Below are 14,938 nucleotides of genomic sequence, written 5' to 3'. Positions count from 1 at the left end.
AGCGCAAAGCAACGCATAGTCGAATCGAGGTCCGCAAGCACATGGATGCACCCCAGACCGCGCCCTCCGCCGCCGAGTTTCTCACCTCGGTGGAAATTCTCTCGCCGTTTTCGCGCGACGAGATCGAGCGTCTTGCCGAATATGCGCAGGCTCGCTTCTATTCGTTCGGGGAAACGGTGTGCTCGGCGGGTGAGGCGGCTGACGGTCTTTACGTGGTTCGTTCTGGCTCGGTGCGTATCTTCACCGAGGAACACGGCAAGGAAACCAGCATGGGCGTGCGCAAGACCGGCGAGATTTTCGCCGATATTGCGATGTTGCGCGCGTATGTGCATGAGGCGTCGGTGCGAGCGTCCGCGAAAACCGAGTTGCTGTTCATTCCCCGCGCCGCAATCGAGCCGGTGATCGCCGGCAATCAGGCCGCGTTGGCCTTTGTCGCGAGCTACGTGGCGATCAGTTCGGCCGGCGGTTTTGTCGCGCAGTTGTTCGATCTGCGCGGCAAGCTCAACAAGGCGGAACTCGAAGAGTATGTGCGCAGCGTCGGCGTGAAAAGGGTGGCCGCCGGCAAGGAAATCCTTAAACAGGACGGACGCGACGACCGGCGGCTCTACGTGGTGCGGCAAGGCGAAGTGCGCATTGTCCGTCATGAGGAAGGCCACGACTACACGCTCGCTACGCTAGGCGAAGGCGAGATCTTCGGCGAAAAAGCGTGTTTGATGCGGCAGGAGCAAATGGCGTCGGTGGTGGCGGCGACCGATACGCGGCTGCTGGTGATCCCGGAGCGGACGGTCCATTTCATCCTCGAACGCAATCCCAAGCTGCGCGAGGTTCTGGACGAGCGGATTCGTTACGGCGACCGCGAATTGCAACGGCAAAAGCGCCTCGAACAGCGGCGCAAGTTGCCGCTGATGCTCGATTTACAGACCAAACCCGAGTTTGGCGAAAAAGTCATCAAGCGCTTTGCGCTGGTCGAACAGGCTGAGGAAATGGATTGCGGCGCCGCGTGTCTCGCGATGGTCTGCCGCCACTACAGCATCCCGATGACGCTGGGCAAACTGCGTGAACTCGCCAACGTCACGACGCAAGGCGCCACGCTCGACAGCCTCGCACGCGCGGGCGAATCGCTTGGCTTCACCGCACGCGGCGTGCAATGCACATTCGATTCGTTGCGCGGTTTCGATCTGCCCTTCATCGTGCATTGGGAGGGGTACCACTATGTGGTGGTGTACGGGCTTTCGAAGGAATACGTGTGGGTCGCCGACCCGGCACTCGGCTTCAGAAAAATGACGGTGGAGGATTTCGAACGCGGCTGGAGCGGCACCTGTCTGTTGTTTACAGGTGGACCGAATCTCCTGCAGATGTCGGCTGCGCGTTCGCCGTGGATACGCTTTGTCGGCTACCTCAGGCCGTACAAGAAGATTCTCGGTCACCTGTTCCTTGCTACATTCGTCATTCAAGTACTCGGCGTGATTCCGCCACTGATCATCCAGAACATTCTCGACGGCGTGATCGTGCATCAGAACGTCAGCCTGCTGCATCTGCTGATCGGCGGTTTGATCATCGCCAATGTGTTCTCGCAATTGATGTCGTCGATTCGTGCGTATCTCGCGAATTTCATGGTGCGCAACATGGACTTCGCGATGATGTCGCAGTTCTTCAAGCACACCATGTCTTTGCCGTTCTCGTTTTTCGCCAAACGGAAAACCGGCGACATCTTCGCGCGCTTCCAGGAGAACCAGACGATCCGCGCCTTTCTCACTGAATCCACGGTGACCACCGCGCTGAATCTGCTGATGGTGTTTATCTACTTCACGATCATGTTCGTCTACAACGTGAGGATGACACTGGTGCTGATTGCGTTCGTGATACCGATCATGGCGCTGACCGCGCTGGCCACGCCGAAGATCAAGAACTATGCGCGTGAGGTGTTCACGGCCTCGACCGAATCAAAGTCATTCCTGATGGAAGCGCTCGCCGGTGTGGAGACCATCAAGGGCATGGGCATCGAGCGGCCGGTACGGTTGCGCTGGGAGAAGAAATACGCGAAGGCGCTCGAAGTGCAATACCGGGCGCATGCTTTCAGCATTCTCGTTGGGCTTGGCAGCCAGTTGCTGAACGCGGCGACGACGATCGCGATCCTTTGGGTCGGCGCGAATCTGGTGCTGGCGCGTGAGATGACCATCGGTCAGTTGATCGCGTTCAACGCGTTCATGGGCAGCGTGCTGGGTCCGCTGATGGGACTGGTCGGCTTGTGGAGCATGCTGAACGACGCGGGTGTGGCGATGGAGCGGCTCGGCGACGTGCTCGATATCGAGCCGGAACAGAAGCCGCAGGATTTGCCTTCGCGCGTGATGCTGCCTGAACTGCAAGGCGATATCAGTCTCAACGGTGTTTATTTCCGCTACGGCGAGGACGATTCGGCGTATGTACTGGAAAATATCAGCTTCGATATCAAGCCCGGCGAACTGGTGGCGATTGTGGGCCGCAGCGGCTCCGGCAAGACGACGCTCGCCAAGCTGCTGGTCGGCTTCTACGCGCCGACCGAGGGCAAGATGACGATCGACGGCTACGACCTCGGCGTGGTCGATAAAGCCTATTACCGTGCGCAGATCGGCTATGTGATGCAGAGCAATCTGCTGTTCTCCGGCACGATCGCCGAGAACATTGCCAGTGGCGACGACGCGCCTGAGCGGCGCCGCATCGAGGAAGTCGCGAAAATGGCCGACGCGCACGCGTTCATCAGCAAGATGCCGCTCGGCTATGAGCAGATTGTCGGTGAACGCGGTATTGGCCTATCCGGCGGGCAGATCCAGCGGCTCTGTATCGCGCGGGCGCTGTATCACGATCCGCGTCTACTGGTATTCGACGAAGCGACCTCGGCATTGGACTCGCAGTCGGAGAGCAATATCCTCGGCAATATGCACGATATTCTGAAGGGTCGAACGGCGGTCATCATTGCGCACCGGCTCAGCACCATCATGCGCGCGGACAAAATTCTGGTGCTTTATGAAGGGGCGATCGTCGAACAGGGCTGTCACGATGATTTGATCCAGCGCGGCGGCATGTACTACCAGTTGGTCCAGAAACAGTTGAGTGCGTGATGAAGATTCTCGACCAGGTAGAAGAGCCCAGCCCGGCGATTTCATACGCGGGCCTGATCGAGCGCATCGAGATTCTGCGCTCGACGCTGCGCTGGTCGTCCCGGCTCGAGCGCGCCGACATCGACAAGCTGCTCCGGCAAGCCACCTCGTTACGCGACGAGGTCATGCAGCTCTCGCACAAGGAGCGATTTGTCCAAGCCGCAACGGCTGCTGAGCCTGCTGCATCTGCCGATCAATCGCGTGGCGCGCGTAGAAAGGCATTGATCGAGCGTAGTTTCATTTTCGAAGGAACATTTGGCGACAATCCGCGTTTGCTCGAATCGCTCGAAATCGCCGAGAAAGCGGCACCGACCGATTTGCCGGTGTTGATCGACGGTGAAAGCGGCACCGGCAAGGAGCTGATGGCGAAGGTGATTCATGCGAATGGTTCGCGCTCGGACAAGCCGTTTATCTCCGTGAATTGCGGTGCGATTCCGGACAATCTGCTCGAGTCGGAATTGTTCGGTCACCGCAAGGGCGCGTTCACCGGTGCCTCGAACGACCGCAAGGGCAAATTCGAAAGCGCGCATACCGGCACGATCTTTCTCGACGAAATTGGCGAATTGCCGTTGGCCGGTCAGGTGAAGCTGCTGCGCGTGCTGGAAGCGCATGAGATTCAACGCGTGGGCTCCGATGAAACGATTGCCGTCGATACGCGCATCGTCGCGGCGACCAATCGCAATCTGCGGCAACTCAGCGAAGAGGGCAAATTCCGCGAGGATTTGTTCTACCGTCTCAGCGTGATTCACGTCACGTTACCGCCGCTGCGTGAGCGACGCGATGAGATACCGCTGCTGATCGCGTGGTTCGGCGACGAGGCCGCGGGTACGCTAAAACGAAGGCCCGTTAGATTGACGCCGCGTCTGCGGGACTTTCTGCTGAACTATGCGTACCCGGGCAATATTCGCGAACTGCGCAACGTGATGTATCGCGTGTCGTGCCTGGCTGGAGAGATGGCGGATATCGATCATCTGCCAGTGGATATGCGGCCGGCTGCGCCCGGTTCCGCCGCGGCATTGTCCCATGCAGCCACGGCGGCGGGACAGGAGCCAATCAGCGTTGCTAATCTGATGTCGCTGAGCGACGCCAAGCGCGCTGCGAGCGATGACGCGGAAAAAGCCTTCCTGGAGCGCGGCCTTCGCGAAGTGAGCGGCACTGTAGCGGAACTGGCGCGGCGCATCGATATGAACCGCTCGCATTTGCAAATGCTCCTGAAGAAGCATGGGCTGCATTCAAAGGATTTTCGCAACCGGAATGCGCCGCCTACGGGCAATAACGGTGCTGACGAGCACGATGAGGACGACAGCGGTAGTTGAGGCTGGGTGCTTGATGTCGATGGTCAATTCAGTCAGGACGCGATGCGCAGTACGCGGCGAGCGCGTCTACACCGTCAGCAGCCGTTTGGACGGCGTAACCGTCAGCCTCGAAGAACAGCACGTAGGCCTCGAGCAAATCCGGGTCGTCGTCCGCGATGAGTAAGCGCTCCGCTTTCGCAGTGGACATTGGGTTCCTATAGGTTGCACCCTATGTCACGCAATTTAGGGACCCGATAGAATCAAAGCAGCTATTTGCGCGTAATATAAATTCAGCGAATGCCCCATACTGACCTTTTTCCGCTTCTTTGAGGGCAAACATGCGATTGGCCGACTTCATCGTGCGCGACATTGAAACCATTGTGGTGCAATGGGAGGCGTTTGCCGCTACCCTCTTGCCGGCGGCCGCAGACATGCAATCGCTCGCTCTGCGAGACCATGCGCAACAGATTCTGCAGGCCGTGGCGAAGGACCTGTCGACGGCCCAGACCAGGGAAGCGCAAGCCGAAAAGTCGATGGGGCGGGCCCCCGTACTGATCGGCGCTCCCGAGACAGCTGCGCAGACGCACGCCCTTCTGCGGGCGCGAGGCGGGTTCGACATCAACCAGTTGGCTGCCGAGTACCGCGCCCTGCGAGCCAGCGTCCTGCGCCTCTGGATGGACGATTGTCAGCCCGAAGCCCCGCATCCGGATGATGTCATCCGGTTCAACGAGGCCATCGACCAGGCACTGGCCGAATCAGTCGGGTATTTCAGCGCGCAAGTGGACCAGGCTCGCAATCTTTTGCTTGGCATGCTCGGGCACGATATGCGCAGCCCACTCCAGACCATCCTGATGACGGCCCAATATCTGGCGGCGCTGAACGCTGGGGAGCAGGTATCCGTAGCCGCGTCCCGTTTGATCAGAAGTGGCGCTCGCATGCAGGCCCTTCTGAACGACATGCTGGATTTCAATCGAACCAGGCTGGGTTTGGGAATCAATATCGCGCCGACTGATGCCGACCTGAAGAAACTGCTTGCCGACGAACTCGACCAGTTGCGGGCAGCGCATCCAGACCGTCAGGTTGACCTGGACGTGGAAGGTGACTGTCAGGGTGTCTGGGACGGCCGCCGTCTCCAGCAGTTGCTTGGCAACCTGGTGTTGAATGCGATCAAGTACGGCGCGCCGGACGCGCCGGTGCGCGTGGTGGTGACCGGCGAGGAGCGGGACGTTCGTTTCGAGGTCAGAAATCACGGGCCCGCTATCGAGCGAATGACGCTGGATCGGATCTTTGACCCGCTCCAGCGTGGCCTGAATCAGAAAGAATCATATGACGCAGACGGCAACCTGGGGCTCGGACTGTATATCGCGCGCGAGATTGCAAAGGCCCATGGGGGCGAGATCGAGGCGCGGTCCGACGAGACAGAAACCGTGTTCGCCGTGCGCCTGCCGCGCCGTCAGTAGCACGCTTGATGTGCCATAGGCGGATCGACCGCTGACGTGCTTTTGGTGCGGGCGCTCACGATCGCCGAGCAACGGGTTGCGGGCGGCGTTCAGCTGTCCGGCTGACTATCGTGCGCACCAATCTTATGTGGGAAAACCAAAGTGATGAAGAAGACGGGAATTTCGATCGTTCTGTTCGTGGTGGCCGGGCTCAGCCCGCTGGCGCATGCGAGCCTGGCTACAGGTGCCCACCAATTCAAGAACGATGTCAAGACGGCAGGAAAGAAGAGCGGGCACGCTGTGCGCGATGCCGCGCACGCGGTCGGCCACGGTACGAAGGAGGCCGGCCATGCCGTTGCTGATGCAACCAAGCACAGCTATCACGCGACGAAAAAATTCGTGACAGGGCACGGATAGGGGGCGCTTCCCTAGCCGCTCGCCTCTTGTCGCAATCCGGTCCTGCGCCTAATGTTTAGAAGCAGGCACCGGACAGGGGAAGAGATCGTATGCGCTGCGCAAACTGCGGATTCGAGAATCCCGCTGGGGCCAGCTTCTGTGAAGCATGCCGCGCCATGCTGGCGCGCACATGTCCGCGCTGCGGACACGAGGCGGGGCTTTCCGCCAAATTCTGCAGCGAGTGCGGCGCGCCGCTGACCGATGGGCCCGCAGCGCCGTCCCTGCAGCCCCGGTCTGTTTCAGAACCGTCCCCGGCGCCTATCCATTACACGCCACACCACCTTGCCGAGCGCATCCGCGCCGCGCAGGCGGCCATGGAAGCCCGGGGCGAGATCGCCGGCGAGCGCAAGACCGTCACGGCGCTGTTTGCCGACATGGCGGGGTCCACGGCGCTGGTTCACGACTTGGACCCGGAAGAAGCCCAGCGCCTGATCGAGCCAATCGTCGCGCTGATGATGGAAGCCGTCCACTACTACGAGGGCTATGTCGCCAAATCGCTTGGCGACGGCATCCTGGCGCTGTTCGGCGCGCCCATCGCCCATGAGGACCATCCGCAGCGCGCGCTGTATGCGGCGCTGCGGATGCAGCATGCGATGCGCCGCCACGGAGACAGGATTCGTCTGGAGAAAGGCATCCCGCTGCAAATTCGCGTCGGCATCCACACCGGTGAGGTTGTCGTGCGTTCGATCCGCACGGACGACCTGCACACCGATTACGATCCGGTCGGACACACGATCCACATTGCGTCCCGGATGGAAGGGATCGCCGTCCCCTCGTCGATTCTGGTGAGCGAGCCCACCCACAAACTCGCCGCGGGCTATTTTGAATTCAAGGCGCTGGGGGCCACGCAGGTCAAAGGGATCCCCGAGCCGCTCGTCGTGTATGAGGTATTGGGTCTCGGCGCGTTGCGCACGCGCCTGCAACTGTCGGCCCATCGCGGCCTTGCCAGGTTCGTGGGCCGCCAGACCGAACTGGACCATTTGCATGCGGCGCTGGAGCAGGTCAAAGAGGGGCGCGGACAGGTCGTCGCGGTGGCCGGCGAGGCCGGGGTCGGGAAGTCGCGGCTGTTCCATGAGTTCAAGGAACGCTCCCGGGCCAGCTGTGCGTTGCTGGAGACGTTTTCGGTTTCGCACGGCAAGGCCTTTGCCTATTTGCCGCTCATCGAGCTATTGAAGAACTATTTCCAGATCACCGCTCAGGACGACGAGCGGCAGTGCCGGGAAAAGGTCATGGGTAAGGCGCTGACCCTCGAGCGAAGTTTCGAGGATCTTGTGCCCTACCTTCTCTTTCTGCTTGGCATCGGCGAGCGCGGAACGGCGCTCGCGGAAATGGATCCGCAGATCCGGCGTGATCGGACCATTGACGCAATCATCCAGATTCTGACGCGGGAGAGCCGCGACCAGCCCATCGAGTTGTTGTTCGAGGATCTGCAATGGCTGGACCGCGAGACCGAAGCATTCCTCCTGAGCCTCATCGACCGCGTGGCGAATTCACGGATCCTGCTCCTCGTGAACTACCGGCCAGAGTATCAGCCTGTCTGGGAACGCGCGGGCCATTGCAGCCAGTTGCGACTCGAACCGCTGGGTCCGGCAGAAGCCCAGGGATTGCTCTCGGCGCTGCTTGGGGACGATCCCACCCTCGTGCCCCTCAAACAGCTCATCCTGGAGAAGACGGAGGGCAACCCCTTCTTCATGGAGGAAGTGGTACAGACGCTGGTCGAAGAGAAATCGCTGCTGGGCGAACCCGGCCGTTTCCGGATCGAACAAACCCCGGCTGCATTACATATTCCGACCACCGTGCAAGGTGTGCTCGCCGCTCGTATCGATCGGCTCCCCGTCGCGGAGAAGGACTTGCTGCAGGCACTTGCCGTCATCGGCAAGGAGTTTTCGTTCAGCCTGATCCGGCGCATCTGCGATGGACCGGGCGCTCCCACCGATGACGCATTGCGGGATCTGCTGGCCCGGCTGGAGGCCGCGGAATTCATTTACGAGCGTCCCGCGTTTCCGGAGGTCGAGTATTCGTTCAAGCACGGGCTGACTCAGGAAGTCGCCGGCCGCTCGCTGCTGACGGAGCGCCGTAGCGCCTTGCATGAGCGTGCGGCGCAGGCCATCGAGGCGCTGTTCCCCACCCGTATCGCGGATTACTGGAGCGAATTGGCGCATCACTACAGGCTAAGCGGCAATGTCGCGAAGGCCGTGGAATACCTGCACCGCACCGGGCAACAGGCGCTCCAGCATTCCGCCCATCTGGACGCGATGCGTCATCTCGGCGCGGCGCTGGAATTGCTCGATCATTTGCCTGAGACGCCCGAACGCGCCCAGCAGGAACTGACGCTGCTGCTCTCGCTGGCGGCCGCCGTGGCGACTGTCCGCGGCTTTGGCTCGCCGGAGGTCGTGGCGGCGTATACGCGCGCGCTGGGGGTGTGCGAACGCATTGGCGAGACCTCCAAGATCTTCCCGGTGCAACTGGGACTGAGGACGTATTACCAGCTGCGTGCGGAGTACCGCACCGCGAGCGAGCTGGGAGAACGGCTGCTGCGCATGGCACGGCAGACCGGGAAACCGGCGTGGCTCGTCGAGGCGCACCTTGCGCTCTCGACGAGCCTGTTCTACCTGGGCGATCTCGAAGCTGCCCGCGTCCATCAGGAACAAGCTCTGGTTTTCTATCACCAGGAAATGCGTGAGGAGCCGGTCTACGACCACGTGATCGATCCAGGCGTGCGCGCCCTGAACTTCCTGGCCTGGACCTTGTGGCAGCAGGGATACCCCGATCAATCGGGCAAGCGGAGCCAAGAGGGGCTTGCACTGGCCCGAAAATATACCGGTGGCTCAAGCCTCGCGCTGGCGTTGTCCCACACGGCGCTACTGCATCAGCTCCGGCGCGATGCGACGCTGACCCGTCAGTACGCTGAGGCCGCCATATCGCTCGCGGCCGAGCAGGGGATGCCGATCTGGCTCGCGTGGGGCACGATTCTGCGGGGCTCGGCGCTGACCCAGCAGGGAAGCGTAGAGGAGGGGATTGCGCAGATACGCGAGGGCCTGGCCGGCTACCGGGCGACCGGGGCCGAAATGGGGTACTCGTACTTTTTGGCTCTGCTCGCCGACGGCTACCGGCAAGCGGGAGAGACGGACGCCGGGCTGGGCGTGGTCGACGAAGCGATGGAGATGGTGAGTCGTTCGGGCGAGCACTGCTACGAGGCGGAGTTACATCGGATCAAAGGGCATCTGCTGCTCGGCGCGTCGAGCGATCGCAGTGGCGACGCCACCCGTGCGGAAGAAGCGGAGGCCTGCTTTCACCAGGCGATCGCAGTGGCCCACCGTCCGGGCGCCAGGTCGTTCGAATTGCGGGCCGTATTGAGCCTTGCTCGTCTGTGGCAATCCCAGAGCAAAACGGCCGACGCACGGCAGGCGTTGTCCGAGGTGTACGACAGCTTGACAGAAGGCTTTGACACCGCCGACCTGCGAGAGGCGAAAGCCTTGCTCGATACGTTGGCGTCGCGCGAGGGGTGAGGAGACGGGACATGACAACGAAGAATACAAGACGTCGCGGCGATGACGAGCGCAAGCCGGTCGCGCTGGCTTTGCAGGGAGGCGGGATGCACGGTGCATTCACATGGGGCGTGCTCGACCGCTTGCTCGAGGACGGCAGGCTGGCGATTGAAGGGGTGAGTGCGACCAGCGCCGGCTCGATGAATGCCGCAGTGCTCGCGTACGGGCTGCTGAAAGGGGGCGAGGACGGCGCACGGCAGGCGCTGCACGACTTCTGGCATGCCGTGGCGCAATCCGCCGAGCGTTACAACCCGTTGCGCTGGATGCCATGGCTGAAAGGGACGCACAGCTTCGGGTTCGATCATTCACCGTTATATGCGTTCGCCGACATGGCGCTACGAATCTTCTCGCCCTACCAGTTCAATCCGAACAATCTGAATCCGCTGCGCGAGGTGCTCGACAATCAGGTCGACTTCACCGCGTTGCGAAAACAGTGCCCCATTCATCTGTATCTGTGCGCGACCAACGTGGAGACGGGGAAAATACGCCTCTTCACGGGCGAGGACGTCTGCGCGGACGCCGTGCTTGCATCTGCGTGCGTGCCGACGCTGTTCCAGGCGATCACCATCGATGGTGAACACTACTGGGACGGCGGCTACATGGGAAATCCGGCCATCTACCCGTTGATTTACCACTGCAAGACGCGCGACGTCGTGATCGTCCACATCAACCCGCTGGTTCGCCGGGGCGTGCCGATTACGGCTGCCGAGATCCTCAACCGCATCAGCGAAATCAGCTTCAACTCGTCGCTGATGCGTGAGATGCGCGCGATCGCCTTCGTCACCGATCTGATCCAGCAAGGCAAAGTCAATGGCGGCGAGATGAAGGAGATGCTGATCCATTCCATTCGATCCGACGAGGCGATGTGCGCGCTCAGCGTGTCCAGCAAGTACAACGCCGATTGGGATTTCCTTTGCGGACTGCGCGATAACGGGCGGCGCGAGGCCGATGCGTGGCTCACGCATAACTACGGGAACATCGGGCAACGCTCGAGTATCGACATTCGCGAGGAGTTTCTTTGAGCATCGCGACTGGATCGGCGCAAAGCGACGACGTGATGATGGATACGGCGCCGAACGCTCACGCATCCGTGCAGGGTGGAAAGGGGTGGCAATGAGCCAGACGCAAGCGCGCTTCATCGCATTGTGGTCACGCAGCGGCGGCTTGCGCGCCGAGGCCGCCTATGCCGACCTGGCGCAGCTTTATGCCGAACCGACGCGTCATTACCACACGCTGCGTCATATCCGCCGCTGCTTGAACTATTTCGACCAGGCGCGTAGCGCGATTCCTCATGCCGATATCGTGGAACTTGCGCTGTGGTGCCACGACGTGATCTACGTTCCCGGCGCACGGGACAACGAGCAACGCAGCGCGGACTGGTTCCGGCAATGGGCCGATGACCGTATCGCAGCGGGCGAGCGCATTTGCGAAATGATCCTGGCGACCCGGCATACGCGTGTGCCGGCCGGATTGGACGAACAATTTGCCTGCGATATCGACCTCGCGGTGCTGGGCAGTCGGCGCAGCCGTTTTCGTGAGGACGGGGTGCGCCTGAGGGCGGAACTTCCCGACCTTGACGACCGCGCCTACGACATGCGCGAACGGACGTTTCTGGGCAACCTGTTGGCACGTCCGCGGATCTATCACACCGATTTTTTCCATACCCGCTGCGAAACGCGAGCGCGGGGCAATCTGACGTGGCGCCTCGGTCTGCCTGCGCCGCAATGACGATGAGATGGCGGTGCACGTCCGGCACGACAAGCTGCCAATGGCAGGGTTGATCTGTATTTTCAAGGTGCAGGGTTCAGCAGGGTTTTATCGGACGCATACGGATCTTCAGCTTGCACTACCACTGCGGTGACATTGTCGCGTCCGCCGTGCGCAATGGCCAGCTCGACCAGTTCGTCGGACGCGCGCTCACACGCCACCGAGGTCAGCACCGCCAGTATTTCCGCATCGCTGACCTCGTTGCTCAGACCGTCGCTGCATAGCAGGAAGACGTCGCCGTCAGCGACTTCGATCGCATCGTCATCGAGTTCGAGCACATCCGTTGCGCCGACCGCGCGCGTGATCATGTGCTGCGCCGGATGATGCCGCGCTTCTTCGTCGGTAATCACGCCGAGCGACTTGAGTTCTTCCACCTGACTATGATCGCGCGTGAGTTGCCGCAGTTGTCCTTCGCGGTAGAGATACAGACGACTGTCGCCGGCCCATAGATAGCCGCAGAAGCGGTCGCACGCGAGCAGCACGATGACTGTGCTCCCGATGCGTTGCACCTGGCGGCGGGCCGCTTCGTCCCGCAGTTGGCGATTGGCGGTTTGCAGCCGTGCCCGCGCGTCGGCGATGCAGGTTTTCATGGCGCGTGGCGGTGCGAGCCGGCTCAACGCATCGATCACCAACCGGCTCGCGAGATCGCCGACCGCGTGCCCGCCCATACCGTCGGCGACGGCCCAGCGCCCGGGTTCGGGCTGGTCGAGGCAGGCATCTTCGTTGATTTCACGGACGCGTCCGACGTCGGAACGCGCGGACGACGTCCATCGAAATTGGCTCGGACAGGTCACAAGGGTTACACCGTATCGTTTCTGCTGCGTGCGTCCGGGGAGACGTTGATGTTCGAGTTCGCGCCGGTGTTGCGCACATCCACCGACTGGAACGTGTTGATCATCTGGTTAGCATAGAAGTTGTTCGAAATGTCGTACAGGTTCACGACCGGACCAATGCTCGGCGTTTCCCGCACATAGGGCTGAATCCAGCCGTACACCCACGGCGCACCGCCGCCGCCGCGGATCGCCGCCATCGCTTTGCGGTCGAGCGCGAGGTTCAGCGAGAGGTCGTTGACTGTAATGGAAGCCATGTCGTTCTCCGGTTGGCCGCGTGCGTCGGGCGCGCGGTTGAAAAGGAATTGAACGTGATGGTGCAAGTGCCATGCCAATTTGCGGCTCGCCTGCGGGCTTTCTTGCAATGCGTTGATTGGACGGCGATTCCGGGCGCTTGCGTATGCCGCGCGTCGTCATGCGGAGCGGCAGAGGTCGGGATGTAGCCAACATCCGGGCGTGCGCACTGATGCAGGACCCAACACATTGGCCAGACTCCCAGACCCTGACAAATACGCTCGCTGCGGCTCAACCAGCCCCCCAACATGATCGACGTATGCCAACACACCGGCGTGATTTGTGTCGGCTCGCAACGGACACCTGCTGCGCTAAAAACGCCTCGCAATTCCTGTCAGGCCTTTAAATAAAGGCTTTTCCGCACATGGCCCGGATGATGCGCAAGATCTCGCAACAGTGTTGGATATTGAAGCGAGGCCAGCCATGAACACGAATCCTCTTCCGACGAGCAGCGAAGGCCGCGACGCAGGCTGCAATGAAGCGTCGACCATCGACTTGCCGATCGGCGCACATCTCGTCACGCAACGCAGCGGCTATGAACATCACGGCATTTACGTCGGCAATGGCCGCGTAGTTCATTACGCGGGCTTCGCAAGTTCGGCGCATCGCGGTCCGGTGGAAGAGGTGGAATTGACCCGCTTCGCCGCCGGTCATCCATTGACGATCCGCCCGACCCCGAGCGCCCGCTACATCGGCGATGAAGCCGTGCGCCGCGCGCGCTCCCGCCTCGGCGAAAACCATTACCGCCTGCTGACGAATAACTGCGAGCACTTCTGTTCGTGGTGCCTGCTTGGCGAGAGCCGCAGCGAACAGGTGCAGTGCTGCTTGAGGCATCCCCGCACCGGTATGCACGCGCTGGTGTGTCTGGTAAAGGCGTTTGTCGAACGTGCCGCGAAGGATGGTCAGGTCGCCGTCCAGTTCGCGTGAGCGAGTGGGAACGAGTTCAGGAACGAGTTGAGGAATTCAAGGATTCAAGGAGCGCATCATGGTTGCCGCAGAAAAGACCTTGCACTGGGCCGTCGACAAATGGCTCGCGCCGACACCGTCTATGCCCGCTCGTGTCGTGCGGTTTTGCCATAGCGCGTCGCAGCATCAGCGCTACGTCTGCGTGGAAGCACTTAGGCCTGGCGGCTTGCTGTCCATCTTCTTCTTCCGTCATGACGATGGCTCGTGGAACGTGTTCCCGCCGCAAGCCGAGCGACCCGCAATGAACGGCCATCGTCACGTGGCAGTTTGCTAACCAGGTGTGGGCGAGGCCGCTTCCTTGGCGATCCACTGACTGAACAGCAGCATCGCTGGCGTCATCGGTTTGCCCTTCAACCACGTCAGCCAGTAGCTGCCGGCATGAACTTCCACGTCGAACGGGCGCACCAGGCGGCCCGTGTTGATCTCGTGATCGAACATCAGCGCCGGCGCCAGCGCGATACCCGCGCCCTGCATGGCGGCTTCCACCATGAGCCGCGACGAATCGAATACCGGGCCGCGAATCGTCCGGGGCGGAATGCCGGCGGCCGCGAACCAGCTCATCCAGTCGTCAACGCGATAGGAACGCAGCAGGGTTTCGCTGGCGAGATCCGCGGGGGTGGACAGACGCCTGGCGATCTCAGGCGCACACAGAATCGCGAGCGGCGCGTCGAGCAGCCGGGTGGCGAGCGAACCTGGCCAGGTGCCGTCGCCGAAACGAATCGCGAAATCGAGGCCTTCTGTGGCGAGATCGACCAGATTGTTGTTCGTCAGCAGCTGCAGCTCGACAAACGGATGCGCGTCCCGGAACGACTTGAGCCGCGGCATCAACCAGCCCACCGCGAAGGTGCCCACCACGCCGACCGTCAACACCTCGTGAAAGTGGCCGCCGTCGAACTGTTTGAGCACGGCCTCGATGCGATCGAACGCCTCCGTGAGGACAGGGCGTAGCGCGAGCCCTTCGTCCGTCATGGCCAATCCTCGGGGCAGACGTTTGAAGAGCGCGGTGCCCAGCCGCTCCTCCAGTGTTCTGACCTGCTGGCTCACGGCCGCCTGGGTGACATTCAATTCGAGCGCGGCGCGCGTGAAGCTCAAATGTCGCGCGGACGATTCGAAGGCGCGCAGTGCATTCAACGGCAAATACGGTCTCATGGCGAAGACATAAGATTTTCTAGGGGATCGACTAACTTATCATCGTTTGCCAGCGGG

General features: G+C 61.5%; 13 protein-coding genes. 9 read left to right on the top strand and 4 right to left on the bottom strand.

Annotation, left to right across the window (positions count from 1 at the left end):
* Positions 1–41 precede the first annotated feature (41 nt).
* Positions 42–3,098, top strand: a complete 3,057-nt coding sequence (locus GNZ12_RS22775; RefSeq protein WP_172313880.1) for a peptidase domain-containing ABC transporter — start codon at positions 42–44, stop codon at positions 3,096–3,098.
* Positions 3,095–4,453: a sigma-54 interaction domain-containing protein gene (locus GNZ12_RS22770; protein WP_172313878.1), complete on the top strand. Its 1,359-nt coding sequence runs from the start codon at positions 3,095–3,097 to the stop codon at positions 4,451–4,453. The genes GNZ12_RS22775 and GNZ12_RS22770 overlap by 4 nt, the downstream gene beginning before the upstream one ends.
* Before the next feature lie 28 nt (positions 4,454–4,481).
* Here GNZ12_RS22770 and GNZ12_RS22765 read toward each other — a convergent pair whose 3' ends face one another.
* Entirely contained in the window at positions 4,482–4,640 is a 159-nt protein-coding gene (locus tag GNZ12_RS22765; RefSeq protein ID WP_172313876.1) for a response regulator transcription factor, read from the bottom strand.
* Between the two features lie 130 nt (positions 4,641–4,770).
* Here GNZ12_RS22765 and GNZ12_RS22760 point away from each other — a divergent pair, with 130 nt between their 5' ends.
* From GNZ12_RS22760 to GNZ12_RS22740, 5 genes are all read left to right on the top strand, one after another.
* The gene (locus GNZ12_RS22760; RefSeq protein WP_172313874.1) at positions 4,771–5,892 is read left to right on the top strand and encodes a sensor histidine kinase; all 1,122 of its coding nucleotides are present in this window, start codon (positions 4,771–4,773) and stop codon (positions 5,890–5,892) included.
* A 144-nt stretch (positions 5,893–6,036) separates the two neighbouring features.
* Complete coding sequence (locus tag GNZ12_RS22755) at positions 6,037–6,288, top strand: hypothetical protein (RefSeq protein ID WP_172313941.1); 252 nt, start codon at positions 6,037–6,039, stop codon at positions 6,286–6,288.
* 89 nt (positions 6,289–6,377) lie between these two features.
* Positions 6,378–9,836: an adenylate/guanylate cyclase domain-containing protein gene (locus GNZ12_RS22750; protein WP_172313872.1), complete on the top strand. Its 3,459-nt coding sequence runs from the start codon at positions 6,378–6,380 to the stop codon at positions 9,834–9,836.
* 11 nt (positions 9,837–9,847) lie between these two features.
* Entirely contained in the window at positions 9,848–10,897 is a 1,050-nt protein-coding gene (locus tag GNZ12_RS22745) for a patatin-like phospholipase family protein (protein ID WP_172313870.1), read from the top strand.
* Between the two features lie 91 nt (positions 10,898–10,988).
* Entirely contained in the window at positions 10,989–11,603 is a 615-nt protein-coding gene (locus GNZ12_RS22740; protein ID WP_172313868.1) for an HD domain-containing protein, read from the top strand.
* Between the two features lie 62 nt (positions 11,604–11,665).
* Here the strand turns inward: GNZ12_RS22740 and GNZ12_RS22735 are convergent, their stop codons facing one another.
* Together GNZ12_RS22735 and GNZ12_RS22730 are read right to left on the bottom strand one after the other, a co-directional pair.
* Positions 11,666–12,436 (bottom strand): PP2C family protein-serine/threonine phosphatase, encoded by a 771-nt coding sequence (locus tag GNZ12_RS22735; protein ID WP_172313866.1) that lies wholly within the window; start codon positions 12,434–12,436, stop codon positions 11,666–11,668.
* A 5-nt stretch (positions 12,437–12,441) separates the two neighbouring features.
* Entirely contained in the window at positions 12,442–12,729 is a 288-nt protein-coding gene (locus GNZ12_RS22730) for a hypothetical protein (protein ID WP_054035641.1), read from the bottom strand.
* Positions 12,730–13,189: 460 nt separating this feature from the next.
* Here GNZ12_RS22730 and GNZ12_RS22725 point away from each other — a divergent pair, with 460 nt between their 5' ends.
* Both GNZ12_RS22725 and GNZ12_RS22720 read left to right on the top strand, forming a co-directional pair.
* Positions 13,190–13,693, top strand: a complete 504-nt coding sequence (locus GNZ12_RS22725; protein ID WP_172313864.1) for a lecithin retinol acyltransferase family protein — start codon at positions 13,190–13,192, stop codon at positions 13,691–13,693.
* Between the two features lie 58 nt (positions 13,694–13,751).
* Positions 13,752–14,006, top strand: a complete 255-nt coding sequence (locus GNZ12_RS22720) for a hypothetical protein (protein WP_172313862.1) — start codon at positions 13,752–13,754, stop codon at positions 14,004–14,006.
* Here the strand turns inward: GNZ12_RS22720 and GNZ12_RS22715 are convergent.
* Positions 14,003–14,881 (bottom strand): LysR family transcriptional regulator, encoded by an 879-nt coding sequence (locus GNZ12_RS22715; protein WP_172313860.1) that lies wholly within the window; start codon positions 14,879–14,881, stop codon positions 14,003–14,005. The two genes, GNZ12_RS22720 and GNZ12_RS22715, sit on opposite strands and share 4 nt — an antisense overlap.
* Positions 14,882–14,938: the final 57 nt, after the last annotated feature.

The organism is Paraburkholderia solitsugae (assembly GCF_013177695.1).
Taxonomy (GTDB): domain Bacteria; phylum Pseudomonadota; class Gammaproteobacteria; order Burkholderiales; family Burkholderiaceae; genus Paraburkholderia; species Paraburkholderia solitsugae.
The sequence above is the reverse complement of the archived record's forward strand: the minus strand, read 5'-3'. Positions and strand labels throughout refer to the sequence as shown.